The 15,929-nt window shown below is 55.2% G+C and carries 20 protein-coding genes; 2 read left to right on the forward strand and 18 right to left on the reverse strand.

Features of this window, described 5'->3' with window-relative positions:
* From M3C17_RS11630 to M3C17_RS11660, 7 genes are all read right to left on the reverse strand, one after another.
* A partial coding sequence (locus M3C17_RS11630) for a HEAT repeat domain-containing protein (RefSeq protein WP_396820081.1) occupies positions 1–1,246 on the reverse strand: 1,246 nt, incomplete at its 3' end.
* A gap of 127 nt (positions 1,247–1,373) precedes the next feature.
* Complete coding sequence (locus M3C17_RS11635) at positions 1,374–1,727, reverse strand: hypothetical protein (protein ID WP_259977916.1); 354 nt, start codon at positions 1,725–1,727, stop codon at positions 1,374–1,376.
* Between the two features lie 85 nt (positions 1,728–1,812).
* Positions 1,813–2,523 (reverse strand): hypothetical protein, encoded by a 711-nt coding sequence (locus tag M3C17_RS11640; RefSeq protein WP_259977918.1) that lies wholly within the window; start codon positions 2,521–2,523, stop codon positions 1,813–1,815.
* A 335-nt stretch (positions 2,524–2,858) separates the two neighbouring features.
* Positions 2,859–3,716: a hypothetical protein gene (locus tag M3C17_RS11645; protein ID WP_259977919.1), complete on the reverse strand. Its 858-nt coding sequence runs from the start codon at positions 3,714–3,716 to the stop codon at positions 2,859–2,861.
* Positions 3,717–3,804: 88 nt separating this feature from the next.
* Positions 3,805–4,119 carry a hypothetical protein gene (locus M3C17_RS11650; RefSeq protein WP_259977920.1) on the reverse strand — a complete coding sequence of 105 codons (315 nt, stop codon included), beginning with the start codon at positions 4,117–4,119 and terminating at the stop codon, positions 3,805–3,807.
* Between the two features lie 450 nt (positions 4,120–4,569).
* Entirely contained in the window at positions 4,570–5,094 is a 525-nt protein-coding gene (locus M3C17_RS11655) for a hypothetical protein (RefSeq protein WP_259977921.1), read from the reverse strand.
* 92 nt (positions 5,095–5,186) lie between these two features.
* Positions 5,187–5,969, reverse strand: coding sequence for a hypothetical protein (locus tag M3C17_RS11660; protein ID WP_259977922.1), 783 nt, complete (start codon positions 5,967–5,969; stop codon positions 5,187–5,189).
* 101 nt (positions 5,970–6,070) lie between these two features.
* Between M3C17_RS11660 and M3C17_RS11665 the strand changes: the two genes are divergently transcribed.
* The gene (locus tag M3C17_RS11665; protein WP_259977923.1) at positions 6,071–7,069 is read left to right on the forward strand and encodes a hypothetical protein; all 999 of its coding nucleotides are present in this window, start codon (positions 6,071–6,073) and stop codon (positions 7,067–7,069) included.
* A 47-nt stretch (positions 7,070–7,116) separates the two neighbouring features.
* Here the strand turns inward: M3C17_RS11665 and M3C17_RS11670 are convergent, their stop codons facing one another.
* The 3 genes from M3C17_RS11670 to M3C17_RS11680 all read right to left on the reverse strand — a co-directional run bounded on the left by M3C17_RS11670 (position 7,117) and on the right by M3C17_RS11680 (position 9,831).
* Complete coding sequence (locus tag M3C17_RS11670) at positions 7,117–7,851, reverse strand: hypothetical protein (protein ID WP_259977924.1); 735 nt, start codon at positions 7,849–7,851, stop codon at positions 7,117–7,119.
* A gap of 215 nt (positions 7,852–8,066) precedes the next feature.
* Positions 8,067–8,321, reverse strand: coding sequence for a hypothetical protein (locus M3C17_RS11675; protein WP_259977925.1), 255 nt, complete (start codon positions 8,319–8,321; stop codon positions 8,067–8,069).
* Positions 8,322–9,438: 1,117 nt separating this feature from the next.
* Complete coding sequence (locus tag M3C17_RS11680) at positions 9,439–9,831, reverse strand: hypothetical protein (protein ID WP_259977928.1); 393 nt, start codon at positions 9,829–9,831, stop codon at positions 9,439–9,441.
* A 195-nt stretch (positions 9,832–10,026) separates the two neighbouring features.
* Between M3C17_RS11680 and M3C17_RS11685 the strand changes: the two genes are divergently transcribed.
* A complete protein-coding gene (locus M3C17_RS11685; protein WP_259977929.1) occupies positions 10,027–10,374 on the forward strand; it encodes a DUF2958 domain-containing protein in 348 nt (115 codons plus the stop codon).
* A 52-nt stretch (positions 10,375–10,426) separates the two neighbouring features.
* Here M3C17_RS11685 and M3C17_RS11690 read toward each other — a convergent pair whose 3' ends face one another.
* The 8 genes from M3C17_RS11690 to M3C17_RS11725 form a co-directional block, all read right to left on the reverse strand.
* Positions 10,427–10,813 carry a hypothetical protein gene (locus M3C17_RS11690; RefSeq protein WP_259977930.1) on the reverse strand — a complete coding sequence of 129 codons (387 nt, stop codon included), beginning with the start codon at positions 10,811–10,813 and terminating at the stop codon, positions 10,427–10,429.
* A gap of 47 nt (positions 10,814–10,860) precedes the next feature.
* Entirely contained in the window at positions 10,861–11,310 is a 450-nt protein-coding gene (locus tag M3C17_RS11695; RefSeq protein ID WP_259977931.1) for a hypothetical protein, read from the reverse strand.
* Between the two features lie 96 nt (positions 11,311–11,406).
* A complete protein-coding gene (locus M3C17_RS11700; RefSeq protein WP_259977932.1) occupies positions 11,407–13,422 on the reverse strand; it encodes a hypothetical protein in 2,016 nt (671 codons plus the stop codon).
* Between the two features lie 163 nt (positions 13,423–13,585).
* Entirely contained in the window at positions 13,586–13,942 is a 357-nt protein-coding gene (locus M3C17_RS11705; RefSeq protein WP_259977933.1) for a hypothetical protein, read from the reverse strand.
* A gap of 1 nt (position 13,943) precedes the next feature.
* Positions 13,944–14,156 (reverse strand): hypothetical protein, encoded by a 213-nt coding sequence (locus tag M3C17_RS11710; protein WP_259977934.1) that lies wholly within the window; start codon positions 14,154–14,156, stop codon positions 13,944–13,946.
* Positions 14,146–14,442, reverse strand: coding sequence for a hypothetical protein (locus M3C17_RS11715; RefSeq protein WP_259977935.1), 297 nt, complete (start codon positions 14,440–14,442; stop codon positions 14,146–14,148). Before M3C17_RS11715 ends, M3C17_RS11710 begins: the two co-directional genes overlap by 11 nt.
* A gap of 273 nt (positions 14,443–14,715) precedes the next feature.
* A complete protein-coding gene (locus M3C17_RS11720; protein ID WP_259977936.1) occupies positions 14,716–15,369 on the reverse strand; it encodes a hypothetical protein in 654 nt (217 codons plus the stop codon).
* Between the two features lie 162 nt (positions 15,370–15,531).
* Positions 15,532–15,846, reverse strand: coding sequence for a hypothetical protein (locus M3C17_RS11725; RefSeq protein ID WP_259977937.1), 315 nt, complete (start codon positions 15,844–15,846; stop codon positions 15,532–15,534).
* Positions 15,847–15,929 lie beyond the last annotated feature (83 nt).

Here is a 15,929-nt window from a genome sequence, read left to right on the forward strand (position 1 = left end):
GCCTTTCGTTTCTTCCCCATTCGGCGTACTGCCGAACGTCATCGTTCTCATCGTTCGCAAGAACAATCAGATCAGCGAGATGAGTGTTCGGGTGTTTTGCCACTCTCAGGCGCACAGCAGCAGAAGGGTGGGGAACGAGATGCGTGAGCATGTCACCTGTGGCTTTCGGATTCCATGACACCTCGCCACTCACTTTCGTGTCAGAGTCCGTGGCGAGGTTCGCAAGCGTGGTCAGTGAGATGTTCAAGTGACGGGCTGTGTTTGCCCGCACACTCCAATGCTCACTATCAGCGAGAACATCAAGCACAGCCGTAGTCGCAGCCGGGTTCTGATGAATATTGTGAATCGCGATCTCATGACCTTCCTGCGCCAAGCTCAGTAGCGTGGAAGGGCGAGCGCTGACGTTCCGCACGACCGCTTCCGCTACCGAGTAATGAAGCTCATCCAAACGACTCAGCAGGTCTGCGATCACTTCTGATGGGAGGTTCGGATTATTGGCTGCGCAACCGGGGATGTACACCTCATCCATTCGGAGCAACGTGGTCAGGACATCTCCCGGTGTGTGGGGGTTCCCGGCGACCCCTTCGACAGGCGCGGTATAGCGGTCGTTAGCCAACTTCCTCAGCACATCAGGCGGGGTGTTCAAATGCTTGGCGACCGCCGCACGTAGCTCGATGTCGTCGTCCTCGGCAAGCACACGCAGGGCATCCGGGGGAGCGGTGGGATTCTCCGTCAGGACTTCACGTACTCTCTTGTGCTTGTCGTGCGCGAGTGACACAAGCACATCAACAGGAGCCGAGTGATTCTCCGCAACACCCACACGCACATCCGCCTCTTCATCGGAGGCGAGCCGTCTTATCACGTGGGTAGGAAGCCGTGAGTCGGCGGCAGCGAATCGCCGAACAAGCCAATCCTCATCGGATGTAAGGAGGATAAGCACGTCCTGAGGGAAGTAGGAGTTCTCCCGGTGAAGCAAGCTGCCGGGTGGGTTCTTGGCAGGGTCAGGCGGTACCAACGCTGCTCGCACCGAGCTATCTCTGTCGCGGGCGAGCTTACGAATGAGGTCTTCCGGGAGATCTTCCCGGCGAGCGACCCATTGCCGAACTGTGTAGTCATCGTCCTCAGCGAGCTTACGAACCAAGTACTCGGGGGTGTCGCTCCACATCGCGACCCGCCCCCGGACATTCCGATCCGGACTCTCCGCTTCCCGCTCATACCGCTCAACGTCGACATCCCACTCAGTCATCAGTAGCAGACCACCGTTGCTCACATGCCTTGTAACCGGACACGGACACTCCTTCGGAGGGAATCAAGTAACTGAGCGACACCCTATCGGGATGATGGGGTGTCGCTCAGCAGAAATCGGTCAACGGTCATGCGCCTCGTGGGAGTGATGGGGGTGAAAGCTCTAAGCCCGGAAGGGTCTCAGCATCCACACGTTCACGAGCCTCCACAATCTTGTCCAAGAGCTCAGCGTTGTAGAGCATCGCAACCGCGTACTCGTAACCGTTGCGGTAGACCCTTGTGGGGGTGAAGAAGCGCGCCTTTACAAGAGCCTCACGAGCATTGCGGCGATACGCGGCAGCACCGTCACGAGTCAGCATGAAGGTGTTCACAGCGTCACTCCAAGCAAGGTAGCTCGCTTCATCAGCAGGATTCTTCTCAAACGCCTTACGCAGACGGTTGATGTGCTTCTCAGCAGGGGTTAGCTTTTGGTAGTTCCTCATAGTGGTAGTCCTCTCGTAGTGGGGGTCTCCTTCTATATCGGCAGAACCCGCCTCAGTTGGGTTGAGGCGGGTTCTGTGAGAGGTATCAGTTCTTGCTATGGCGGTTGTAGAGTTCAATCAGAGGTAGTTTCACTTTGTCAGTCAACTCGGCTACACCGCTGTTCTTCACTGTCGGCGTTCCGTCTACGACCTCAATCCACACTTTTCCTATGTCAGCGAGTTCGCGGCTTGCTCGGGAGTTGGAGATTCTCTCTCCGTTATGTTCAGCGGAACTGATGTTTCCTGTGTTGTACCGACTGATGTTGTAGCCGAGGGCTGCTTCAACGCTACTACCGCCCCACTTCTCATCGTTGAGGTAGTACCTCACTGTGCCGTCTGTTGGATGCTCCCAAGTTCTCAAGACAACTCCCTCGGGTGGCTCAACATCCTCAGATGAGGGCGCGGACGAGACGGAGAGATCTTCATCTTCCTTCGCCTTCGCGACGTTCAGAGCTGCTTCCGCTGTGCTGTACTCCTGAAGAGCCTTGCGGATCGCGGGAGTCCAATGCTTCTGTCCCAACTCTTTCCACACGGCGTAGTCGGAAGCAGACATCACTTGGCTGCGCAAGTTTTTCTCAGCAGCTTCGACTGTCGTTCCTTCGGCGTCTATCCCGGTAGCGTCAAAGCCTTCAACATCGCGACCTGATGAGTCGTATGGTGTCACGTTTACTTCTTCTTCGACGGTGATGCCAATATCAGCCATTGCTTGTTTCGCTTCGTCGCGGCTTTTCTCACCTATCGCAAGACGAGTTCTCACCTGACGAGTTGAGATGCCGTTCTTGACGTGGTGCTCGAAGAGGGCTCGATTACGCTCGATGCCCTCAGGTGAGCTGTCGTACTCATCGCGAGCTGTTAGGTAGCGTTCTTTCGCTTCGGGGGTTCCTGCTTCTCTCCAAGCAGCGCGAGCTGCTATCAGTGATGCTCGTGTGTGAGATGAGCAGCGAGGTCCGGGTAGTGGGTAGCACATCGTGGGGTGTCCTTTCGTAGTGGGTTCCCCTTCTATATCGGCAGATCGTGTCCGTAACGGACAGCACCTAAAAAAGAGCCTCCACCCAATGAAGGGCAGAGGCTCAGAGGGAGACGTTCGTGGCGTCAGGGCGTCATCAGTGCGGGTATCAAGTTGATGAGGATAACGACGAGACCCACGTAGAAGACTGCGAGCCACAGAAGACGATGCCCACCGAACTCATCGGTAGCAACCGAGAAGTCATTCTCACGTGAGGGATCACGGTACGTCTCAAGTGTCTCCAAGAACAACACGGCGACCCCTGATGAGATGAGGAACAAGCCAAGAAGCACCAACGCCCATGCGAACGGAACAACGGCGCTAAGTAAGAAGGAGACGGTGACGAATCCGATGAAGCCGAAGGTAAGGAGAAATGCTCTCAGGGAGCGGGAACACATGAGCAGAAGAAGACAGACACCGGTAAGCAGGAGCAGTCCGAAATGAGACCCGGAGAGGGTCACCACGTCTTCATGCGGGACGACAAGACACACGATGAAGAGAACAGTGCTCACCACAGCGAACGGAAGTCCAAGCCCGTAGAGCGGTGTGCTCATCAGTAGAGCAGCAAGAACGGCGAACGCAACCACACTGCCCCACAGGGGGGTGAAGCTGAACTCTCTACCGAGACCGGCAGCGAGCAACACGATGCCGAGAAGCACAGAGGCTGAATGCCCTGAGAGAAGTGTCAGCAACCGGAAGCACCAAGCGAGCGGTGCGTCAATCCACTTAGGAAGAGCCGTGAGCAAGATGGGCGGATGCGGATACGTGGCAGCATCGCCATTCAAGGAAGCGACCTTGATAGATGGGAGCGGAGTTCCGAAGGGAAGCTGAACAACTGCGTGCCCAAGCTCGTGAATCATCATGTCTGCCAAGCTGCCGACACGAACGAGGAAGGCAAGCGCGGTATGTAGCGCAGGAGCGCGGTCAAAAAGATTCAGCATCATCGGATTCTCCAAAGGTCAGGGGTACAAGTGATATCGGTCAAACACCAACATGTGTAGACACGCACACCCTGACGTCCTTTCCCAACCGCTACCGGCGACGACGACGGAACAGACCGGTCGGCTGCGACAGTTCCTCACGAAGAGCAGCCACCTCAGCCTCAAGCTCACGCACCCGAGCCTCCGCAATCTCAAGCGCCGAAGGAGCAGGAACATTTGAAGGGGAGGGATCAACCCACCCGAGCATCTGAAGAGTCGTGTGAGGGATACGCCACCCCTCATCACTCACCGTCGCTCCCGCAGCCACAAGCTTGTCCTTGTTGTAACGGAACTTGCCCTGACTGAAACCCGTCAGGTCAGCAGCCTGACGAAGTGAGTAGACCCGCTCATTCAGATTCATCATCATCGTGTTCCTTCGTGAAGTGTGTTTTCAGAGGTGTTGTATCCCCCGGTACAAGAATCGCTCGAACCTCGGACATTGTGTGTTTTCGGCTTCCGAGACCAAAATCGGTGCTCGCAATCTCTCGCTACCCGCATTTTGTGCCTCTCGGCAGCCCCGGAAGGGGGTTCTAACGCGATTAGGCATCTTCTACGGGTCAGCGGAGGGGTACGAGTTCTCAAAGGCTCACAGAGGCGTACAGCAAAATCAGATTCACCCCGAAGTCGACCTCAACCGCACTCGTGAATCTTGGCGAGACGACGAAGCAAAGTTGTAGGGGGAGGATCAAAGACGATCCAAGCCAACCCACACCGGGACGGTTCCACGTCTCTGTCGCAATTCCCGGTCGTGAGCCGACAGCGTGAAGCTCCAACTCGAACTTCTGAGTTGGAGCTTCACCGCTCATATAAGTCAGCTTCACTCCCCGATGAACGCCCTGATGATGTCAGCACGATGTGCTCGTGGCGCATCAAGAAGGACACCAAGCTCACACAGCGTCAAGTCCACCAACTCCGAAAGAGTCTCAGGCGAGAACATCGCAACGCGTGCTTCCGCAGCGACACGAACTCTCTCATCCTTATCTGCGGTGAGATGAACAAGAGACCGGGTGGGGGTGTTCAGATTCTCCGCAACGTCAAGACGCACCAACGTGTAGTGATGTTTGGCAAGATGAGACAGGACATCGGACGGCGTTGAGAGATTAGACGCTACCCCTCTTCGCACGCCCATACTCATCTCCGTACTCAACTCTCTGAGCACGTCAGGTGGTGTGTTCGGGTTGAGCGCGACGGTGGCTTTGACGCGAAGGTTCTCATCCTGCGCCAATCTTCGAAGGGTGTTCGCAGAGTAGGCATTGCGAGCCTTGGCGACTTTGGTGTCTGAGACGAACTCAAAATAGTCGTCATAGTCTTTTAGCTGTGGCATGCGGATGAGGTTAGGCATGGGGTCTCCTTCGTTGGTTGTACCTATATCTATCGGGCGCAATGAAAGAACCCCCACTCCGAAGAGCAGGGGTTCAACGATTGAATCTCGGTTCACGAAACGGGAACTGCGTGGAGGAAGAGAAGGTTTCCGGTCTGAACACCACCCTCAGAGCGGATCCGAGCAGGGTTGCTCACCTGAGTGAAGAGCAGCCCATTCACCGGCACCGCAACAAGACAATCCATCAGAGCCACAACATCCTCATCAAGCACAGGAACGATGACCGCCAACGACGAAGCACCCATACCGGTCATCTCAGATACGGCAGCGTCACCCGCGAACGTCAACTGAGTCAGAGTGTCAGGGCGAACAACCTCCACCTCGGCCGCACTGTCATCCGTGAACAGACGCACCACCTCAGTAGCAGCAGAGAGCAGACGAGCAGGAGTGTCCTCGTCTGCCTCAAACTCAGCGAACCGGGCGAACTCATCCGACAGGGAGAGAGCTGCGTCAGCCTGATGAGAGGTGAACCGGTCAGCAGGACGAGCATCCACCACATCCTCAATAGCAGGGTTCACAAAGAACAACACCCGGAACTTCCCCGGACGAGCGAGAAGACCCATCACCAACACGTCCGTGTTGAAGAACCGATTGACGATGGAGAACTCACCCTCGTAGGTGTTGAAGAGGTCAGTGAAGAGGTCTACGAACACCGCGTCCTCGTGAACACCCACGCCGATCTTCATGGAGCCAACGTCCGGGTTGCTCCGTAGCCGGCCGAAACCCTCAGCCTCACCAAGGGAGTCCGCGAGCATCATTGACATCTCCACATAGTCATGCGCAGCGAACGGCAGGAACCGAGTCAACGGTTCACGTGTGCGTCGGTCAGAGTTCATGATCTTCTCCTTCGAGGGATGAACCCAAGTTACCGTAACTTATATAACCGCTCAAGTAAGTAGATGTTACTCCGTCACGCCGGGACAAGTTCTCGTCCCCAATGACCAAGAATCTGCCGATAGCACTTCTGAGGGATTCACCCGGAGTCCCACGGAAGGAGAACCCGATGTGTAAATCAAAGGATGACGGCGGGAGACGATGCCTTGCCCATGTCAAGCAGGGACTTGGCAGCAAGAACAGACAAGTAGAGCAGAAGACGGCGCACCTTGAAGCGCTGAGAGCAGAGCCAACGAACGGGGAGATACGCAAGCGCATCATCCGCTTGGAAGACACACTTGAACGTCTCATCGTCAAACGTGACGAGCTACAAGCGGAGTTCACCATGCTTGACGCTGAAGCGAAGCTCAAACAGGAGCAAACCGAGCTTGACCGTAGGCAGAAGCGCAAGGTGAAGAACGAACACGAAGACCACAACCTTGAATCAGACTTCAAGATCGCGGTCACTGATGACGAACGAGACGAGATTGAAGACAAGCGAGAAGGTCACACCGTCGCTGACTACCTCATCCATACAGCGATGAACAAACCACTTGGACACAACAGCAAGGTTCGTGCCCTTGCTGAGCTTGATATGAGGAAGACAAGTAGGCACCGTGTAGCCGAGTTCATTGACGAAGAGGGAAACACCACGAAGACTCAACTGTCACAGGGGAGGATGCCAACCGAGGACGCAACCGTTCGCGACAAGTACATCAAGATTCAGAACGGAATCAAGAACCGAACCGCAGCCACCCACTACCTCAACGTGATGTCCCAAGCCTACGGACTATCCCGAGACGCCTACGTGAGGATGAGGGCACTCGGAAAAGACATGTATGAACCCCACGCCCACCTTTCAGATGAGAGCAACAAGTATCGTCTTCGTCATCAGATGAAGATGGAGCGTGAAGCAGGGATTGACGCCAACTCCACGAAGGAGCAGATTCTTGAAGCGCGCAGGAAGTACGACGAGGAAGCCTCACAGCGAGCATGGGCAGCAGTAGAGAAGAAGTTCGGTGCTCACGCCGTCACAGCACTACGTGGCACATACGGCGCATAGAACATAGAGAAGCCCCCACCTGATTCAGGTGGGGGCTTCTCTATGAGTTAGGCAGCAAGGGCAGGGGAGAACAGTTCGTCCAACAATCCGCAGCGCTGAGCAACCTCAGCCAAGCCAACGGGATTGAAGAACCCTTGAGCCAAGTCTTCCTCAAACAGGTAGAACACCTGTCGACCTGTCTCAGCTTCCCATGCCAACTGCGCACGAAGATTGGCGAGTTGGTCAGCGCGGAACCCTTCGTTTCCACGGGCAGGAGTAGCAAAGAGAAGGTTCTTGATTTGCCACCCGTCATCACCAACACGGTCAAGGTGGTTCTTGGACTCTTCCTCGGGTGTAGGCATACGAACCTTGATGTTATTGGCTTCAAACAGTTGGTCCGCGAGCTTCTCGGTTCTGAATCCCTCATCAGTCTGAACGATGAGGCGGATGTAGAGAGCATTCAACGCGAACTCGGTTGTCAAGTAGTCACGCAAGATGTTGCGAGCATCAGCGCTGAGGTGAGGTGCGTACTCACGCAGCACTTGTCTACGAGCCTTGATAGCAAGTTGAACGAACGACTGATAGGACAGCACCTCAGTGAAGTAGCGTTCTTCCCACGCAGCACGGTCAAGGTCTCTGTGTAGCTCGCGGTGCTTCATCATCGCTCCAACAGCAGCAACGTTGGTGTAGCCGAAGTTTCGGAACGGCGTGTTGAGTAGTTTGTATGCGCGTGAGGTTCGTGTGGCGGTAAGACGTGTCTCACTCCACAGTTGCGGGATGACTAACCTCTTCTGCTCTTCCAATGGAAGGTGAGCACGTGCCTCTATGAGGTGGGCTTCTACTTGGCGTAGGTGAGCACTGCTTCCGTGAAGGCGAGTCACCCATCTTGATTGACCGGTCATGGTTCTCCATTCGTGAAAGCAAGGGGTTTACCTTCACTCTTTGTTCCTATCGGCGTCTTATCGGGAAAGACGAAAAACCCCACTCCACGGTCTGTGGGTGGGGTTTCGGAGAGTGGTCAAGGTCGGTGCTGCTCTGCGCCGATTCCTGCTGAGCCTGAACGAGTCTCAATGAGGATGCCTTGCTCATGAGCGTCATCGGAGATGATCCCGGCTGAACCGCTCTTCTGTTCTATGAGAGTTCCGGGTTGGGCTTCGTTTGATTGAAGCTTGTGGTCAACGGTCATCTCATGTTCGGTTGGGATGCTTGTTCCGCAGCCTGTGAGCGTGATGAGTAGCGCGATAGCGGCAGCGGCAGTGGTAAGTCGTTTCATGGTGGGTCTCCTTCGGTTGGGGTCTCTTCTAATATCGGCACTTCGCCGGAGATCGAACGGAAACGGTTCACCTCCCCAACCGTAGAAGGGGAGGTGAACCTGACCAACGGAGCCGGATACCCGAAGGGATCAACATGTCCACCTTCTATATCGGCAGAACGCGACCGGAACGAACGTCACTGAGTCAAAAACTTCAAGAGTTCCGCATCAGCGCCAACCGAGCATGCTCTTCACCTGAGAAGGGTGGTCGCGAAGCATGGTCTCAACCGCAGAGACATCGTCTGACATCCCCAATCGGGTGGCGACCATCGTGGGGGATTCCAAGATATGAGAACGAGCCGCTGTGTGAACATCAGCGTTGTCATCGTCCGTGAGAGTCCAAAGCACCTCAGAATGCGTATTCGGATTGCCCGCGACGTTCATACGAACTGAGGATTCCTCAGCTTTCGCAAGACGAGACAGCGCCTCAGTGGGAGTGTTGGGATTGCCCGCGACAGCGACACGGATCATGTATCCCTCATCCTCCGCGAGATGAGACAACGCCGTGGCGGAGGTTGTCCTCGGACTAACGGCTACCCAATAGCGAACGTTGCGGTCGTTCGACCTTGCGAAATATCCGTATGCGAACTCGGGGTCATGATGAGCAGCAACAACATACGGGATGTAGTCAATCGGTGAAGGGTCACGCACTCCCTTCACTGACTCAGAGAGAAGCTCACGAAGAGACTCCCGATTGTCAGCCTCTCGGGAGAGGAGAGCAGAACGCTTGTAGTCCCTGTCATCTATCGCCTTGGACGCAGCAGCACGAACCTGCTTGATTCCCTCCGGAGTGATTGCGAAGTCACTTTCAGCTTCGCGTAGCGCCGTAGCAGTAGCTGTCGTGGGGTTAGAAGTATGCGCAGCTTGCGCCTTCGTGAGTGCTTCTTTGGCATGCCCCGAGCATCGGGGTCTTGGTTGTGCGTAACACATGGTGTTGTCCTTTCGTAGTGGGTCACCTTAGATATCGGCAGATCCCGTCCGTAACGGACAGACCTCCAACCGTCAGATGAGGTGATGGGAAAAGAGGCACTTTCCTTGGAGCGGGACGGTCACATGTCCCTGACGACCGTGAAAGGGATTACGCCGCATCCGCCGACCGCTCCCGGATGAACCCCTCTACCGCAGCAACGAACTCCACATCACGAGCCACATGACGAACCTCAGTGCTCAACAGCCCCCCCTCAGCAGTCAGCCACGACACACACAGCACCACAGCACCACCAACACACGCCTCACACCGGCAATCCACCACAGACGCATCAAACGTCACATGCGCAGCGAACCCACCCACAAGCAGCGTCAACGACCACGACACGTCAGAGAACATCACCGGCAGCATGTGCTCAACAAACGTCGCCACATACGACGTCGACGCGGAACGCTCAACCGGCAGCGTCTCAACACGCCCCAACCGGGAGCAAGCAAAGAACTCCACAGAAGCAGCGGAGGAAGGGAAGTCAATCAGATTCATCGTGAACAAGGTCTCTATGTCCTCTAACCCCCTACAGGGTGAGGATCGTAACCGCAGAGCGCGGGAGACGTTGTTCAGTTGAGTACATCTCAAGATAACACACAAAAGTTACGTAAGTCAATACCAAGCCTCAAATAACTTATCTGAGTGTCCGTGCCTACCTCTACGGTCGACGTACCCAAGAAGGAGCACACCATGAACGAAACCCAAGCCGAACGACGCGGACACACCTTCCTCCCCGCAGAGACCACCATCCCGGCGCTCTACTCCACCGAAGAAGTCCGAGCCGGGAACAAGATGCTCACCCTCCACTACTTCATCGGAGAGAGCCATTGGTACCTCTGCGAACTCGACCCCACCACCGGGATCGGCTTCGGATGGGCGATCCTCTCCGGGAACATCCAAGACGCGGAGTGGGGATACGTCTCCCTCGAGGAATTGGAGACCCTCAACTTCCGAGGCTTCATCGTGGAACGCGACACGGATTGGAACCCCTGCCCCGCACGAGAAGTGCTGCCACCGAAGGCATGGAACTTCGACTGACCTCAACGAAAGAACCCCCACCTGATTCAGGTGGGGGTTCTTTCGTGTGCGGCTACTTCGCCAACACCTTGTCAAGCGTCTGACGCAGCTGCTCATTCTCTGACCGAGCAACAAGCAACTCAGAGTTCAGGCGACCGATCTCCTTCGCAAGCACCTCAGGGGGGAGCTTCACAAGAACGAACGGATCCGTCATGTCCGCATCCGCAGGGTCAACCGCAGCAGCAGGGCGACCACGACGAGAAGCATTCACCGTGCCGTCCTCGTTCATCCACCCAATCTTGATGAGAGCCGAACGGGGGATAGCCCACCCCTCAGCGCCGCCTACGCTCGCCCCGTACTCCTGAAGCGCCTCACGGTTCTTCTGCGTGTAGAAGGAACCGGTGGTGCGTCCAACCAAGTCCGCTGCCTCTGCGAGGTTGTAGATCTCATCGCTGCTCATAACTTACATAGTAACGAAATAAGTTATGAGCAGCAACGATGGAATACTCACTCTGTGACGGTAGGGGGAGCCGCTTGAGGCGCCGTGGTGATGTCTGTGCTGCTGTCGTAGACGAGAGGCTCACCGTCGTTGTAGCTCGGGTCAACGATCTCTATGCGGAGCGTCTGAGGGTTCCATACCTTGTTTCCCTCGCTGTCAAAGGAGAAGTGAGGCTTGTTGCCCTTCACGCGAACACAGGAGTTCTCGGTGGGGTGGACAGCAGGAAGACCGCCAACAAGCTTCTGAGGTTCACCGTCGCATCCTGAGACAAGGTCGAAGGTGTCAGCCGTGTTTGGGCTGCTGATGTACGCGGTCACGTATGACTGCTGCTGTCCGATTGCTCCGGACATCTGAAAATCATGTTGAAGCTGCGTGCCGTTGATGAGGGTCGCACCGGAAACGGCAGCGAGAGCGGCGAGAAGCGTCGTAGCGACGATGGTTTCAAGTAAAGAGGGCATGAGGGTAGTCCTTTCTGTGTAGGGGTAAGAGGGGGAGCACGCAAAGAGAGAGACCCTGAACCGGCATGCTCAGAACGGTTCAGGGTCTCAGTCTTGTTAGGCGGTTGCTCTACGGCTTAGGGCGAACAGTGCTCCACCGAAGATGAAGATGCCGACACCGGCAATCCCAATCATCCATAGAGTGCTGCTATCAAGACCGGTCTTCGCAAGAGGCTCATCCACCACAGGTGTGTCAGTCACAGGTGGTGTGACAACCGTTGGAGGCTCCACAACAGGAGGAACAACCACAGGTGGCGTCACTACCGGTGGAGTCACTGCTTCAAGAGTCTTGGAACAAGAAGCGAAAGCAGGGTCAAGGTACTCGTGAAACTCAAACTCGTAGACTGCTTCACTCTCACCGTTGTAAGGCGCTGTGAAGGTCACAGGTGCTGTCGTAGCAGTGATGGAAGTGAAGTCATCTGACACAACGTAGGTGCGGTCAGAGAAGTCCACAGGCGTGTCACTCACAACTTCGCCGTTCAAGCTCCATGAGAGAGCCGTGTTGAACACTGTCCACATGTAGGTAAGAGGTGTCACCTCGGGGTTGAACATGTTGATGGTGAAGAGTTCGGAACCCCAAGCGTCATCATTGTAGGTGTAGGAGTCGAAACCGTACTCACTTCCGTCATTCAACTCGGCAGGGATATCAAGTGAGGAACTGAACTGAACCTCGGAAACAAGCTGACCATCAACAACACGAGCATCCACGATGGAACAGGTAGTTGAAGCCCAAGCAGAGTTACCTTCACCTGTTCCACCGTCAACAGGAATCTCAGGTCCTCGTGGGGAAGTTGTGGTGTGTTGGTTGGAAAGATCCAAGCCCCACACCTCACCACCGTTACATACTTCGCCGGGTTCGCAGACAACATCGGTGAAGTGAGCAAGGTCAGCAAGGAACTGTGAGTAGTCACCGAACGCGTTCGCAACGGTATATTGGTAGATGTCCTCGCCAATCTTCACTTCAATCACTGCGAAGATTCGTGCTTCGTACATCACGGCGTTCAACACACCATCGGTGTTCACGGTTCCGGTTGGGTTCAGAGTGAACTTCGCGGTGATGTTCTTCCCTGTGCTTGTGAAGTCGTTGTCTGAGAGGTCAGCGTCAACACCGAAGAGAGTGTATTCAGGCATGTGGGTAGAGGCTCCACCAAGACCTTCATATGGACTCGTGTAGGTCTGACCAAGCAGACCATACGCTGTTGGGTTCAGTGTTTCACCGTAGAAGCCGATTACTCGGAACTCAGGGTTCACTTTTCCACCCTGCGGGAAGGTGTTGAAGAAGTTGAAGTCAACCTCATACTCACGGGAAGCCGTAGATGGTGAGGAAGGGTCAATCAGAACAGCGGAGTCCGCACGGTGTCCTTGTGGGGCTGCGTAGTCCCAATCGGTACGGAACTCGCCAAGAGTGACGTGTGGGGCTGAGATGTTCGCAGGGAGCGGGTCAGCATCAGCAGGAACGGTAGCGGGAGCCAAATCGCGATAGGTGAAGTCCTTACAGTCCACGGTGTCTGCTTCAAAATCCGAGATACAGATCGTGTCACGGGCAGGAACGTAGTCATTCGCAGGAGCGACAGCAAACGGTAACTGACGTGCCTCAGGAGCAGGGGTTGGAACGGGCGCAGGAGCGGCTTCTTCTTCAACAGGAGCTACCGGAGTAGCCTCCGCCTCTTCTTCGGCTACCACAGGCTCGACAGGAGCCGTAGGAGTGCCGTTCATGTAGTCACTGTTGATTTGGTTGTAGGTGCTGATGACCTCAGCAGGTTCGCCTTGGTTCACAATCGCCACGACTGTTCCGTTCACAAGCACTGTGTCTGTGCCGTCATCGTTACGTGTGGTGGATACGGCGAAGGAAAGGTTGGATGCGGTGGCAGCTACTTCCTCGGCTACGGCTTGACGGTCATCACATAGCTCGTCGTTGACGGTGCCTGTGAGGTTGTAGGTTTCCCATTCACAGGGAGCAGCGGTTTCACCTGTTGCTGCTACGGCTGCGGTGATGGGTGCTGTGGTGATTAGTAGTGCTGCGACTACGGCAGCGAGAGCGGGTTTCGTCGCTCTGAGTTTTCTAAGTCTCATAGGATCCTCCGGTGGTCAAGCGAACGGGGTTGTTCGCCTCTACAAGTAGTTATCGGCAAAAAACGGAAATGCGGGCGGGACAAGATCACGTCCCCTGCCAATTCCCGGTCAGAACCTGCCAAAGAGAACCCCGCCTGTGTTGGAGGTCACAGGCGGGGTACAATCACGCGGCTTCGTGACGGAACAAGTTGAAATCACTCGCGTGTCTTTCTCCAAGAGCTACAAGGCTCCAAGTGAGTTCCTTCACTCGCTCATACTGTTCAGGAGTCAGAACCCCCGGAGTCTTCGCAAGTAGCTGAGCGGCTTCGATGTAGTCTCCGGTTTCAATCAGATACTCAAAGCACACATCGCCAACCGGATGACGGTCTATCGCAAACTTGCGAACGAAGTAGCCGTGAACGATGCCTCTCCATGCTGCGTCTGAGTTCAGGATGCCCTTTGAGCTTCCACTGTGGATGAACAGAGCTTCAACGAGAGAGGCGCGGTCTCGGGGTAACGCACAGTCGATGTTGTTACACATTTCAAATCACCTCCATCACTCTGTTGTTCTGATGACGGATATCGGCTGCGCACGTGCGGCAGACGTAGAGCGTGATGTTGTCGCTGTCTGTGATGACCTCACCGATTCCTCGGATGATGCCGTAGCACTCATCACACTCGTAGCCGTGGTGAGTAGTAGAACGAACTACCTCTTCCACCTCATAGCGATATGACTTAGCCATGTCAGTTGCCACCACCGATGGTTGCTGAACCGAAGCCGTAGATGGTCTCGCCTTCTTGGTAGGTGGTGACGGTGTCTTCGTCTTGTGATGAGGCGTTCGCTACACCGCTTGTGGTTGTGATGCCTGTCACAAGCAGAATCGCTATGACAGCAATCCATGCTTTCTCGCGAGCGATTTCAAAGACGTTGCTCCAAGCGAAGGACAAGTTGGAAGGTGCTACTACCTCATCGGAGATGGTGTCGTAGTGTTCACGTACTTGGCTTACTGCGGAACGATTGAAGTTGGTCATGATGGTCATGTTGTTTTTCCTTGGTCAGAGTTTGCTCACCCTCCTTGGGTGGGCATAGTTATGTACTAACGACGTCTGATCGGGAAAAACACAAAATGCGGGTGGAGACGGCATCCAACGAAAGAACCCCTCCACCAAAACAGGTAGAGGGGTTCAGGGGAGTGGCGAACTCTTCAAGTTTTTGAATCCGCAGAGCGCGGGAGCTACTACAGATCAGTCAGACTTCTGTACGCGGATCAACGACCTGTACCGGTGCGCAGCCGTCGCCAACTCTCGAAGTTTTTAACTCGCCACGTCAGACACACGAACCGACACACCAAGACGAGAAGCAAGTGCTCCACGCACAAGGTCATCATCGTCTCCCATCAAACGCTGAACCACACCAAAGGGAGCGTTCGGGTTCTTCAAGACCTCAGCACGCACCCTGCTGCTCCAATGAGATTCAAGCGAACGCAGCACACTCTGAGAAGCGCGAGGATGACGAGCCACATGGAACGGAACGAAGTCACTCATCGGAGCGATACTCAACGCTGTCTTCAAGGCGAGAGTGACCGCCTTCTTCGGAGCGTTTGGGTTGAGCACCACCCATCCCAAAACGTAGATGTTCTTGACGGTGGAGAGAGTAATGAGATCCGCAGCACGAGTGTGAGCGTGAGAAGCAACAGCGTTACGCACTGAGTGCTCGGCGCTACCTACTAACAGGTGGAGGATACGTCCGGATGCCTCAGGGTGCGTTGCTATGGCTGTGAGCGCCTTGGGGTGGGTTTCTGTCTTGGCTGCTTCGTAGAGGATGTGTTCAGGGCACGCAGGGTTGCTGAGGGCTTTGAATCGCACGTAGGGAGATTCGTCTGCGATGAGGAATCTGAACATGCGTTCTTCTCGTGCTGTCAGGGGAGTGGTGGTCTCTTCATTGAGTGTGGTGATCGTTGTTTTCATGGTGTCCTCCGGTGGTTTGCTTCGTTACTCGTACTATCGGCAAAACACGAAGCAAAATGCGGGTGGAGACGGGACAGGATCACGTCCTTGACTCAATTCCCGGTCAAGGCGATGGGGGAAGAAACCCTGCCTGTGTTGGAGGTCACAGGCAGGGTAGGAGGTTCAAGCAACAAGGTCGCTATCAAACTCCGCATAGGGGAAGTAGCCGATGTAGCTGAGTCCCATGTTGTCCGTGCTCATCAGCAGCGCAACATCCATAGGGCTGATACCTTCCTCACGGAAAGCCTCAGCAACGGCAGCAGATATCAGAGAGGTTGAGTTAGCAACGAAACCAACACAGGTTACTCCGAACATCCCGCGACCGGAGTATCCAACGTGTGCTCTCGCATCGGAATCGTAAGGTTGTAGCGCCTCAACTACGCGTTCAATCTTGTCTTGTGTGAATCTCATTTCAGTCATCATGTTGTCCTTGGTCATGTGAGCGGACTGCTCACTGTCTCTGTGGAAGGAGTCGAACCTTCACTGAACCGCTACTCAGGCGGATTCCTCTACCGGTTGGG

It is taken from the genome of Microbacterium sp. p3-SID336, from assembly GCF_025143365.1.
In the GTDB taxonomy this organism is placed as follows: Bacteria; Actinomycetota; Actinomycetes; order Actinomycetales; family Microbacteriaceae; genus Microbacterium.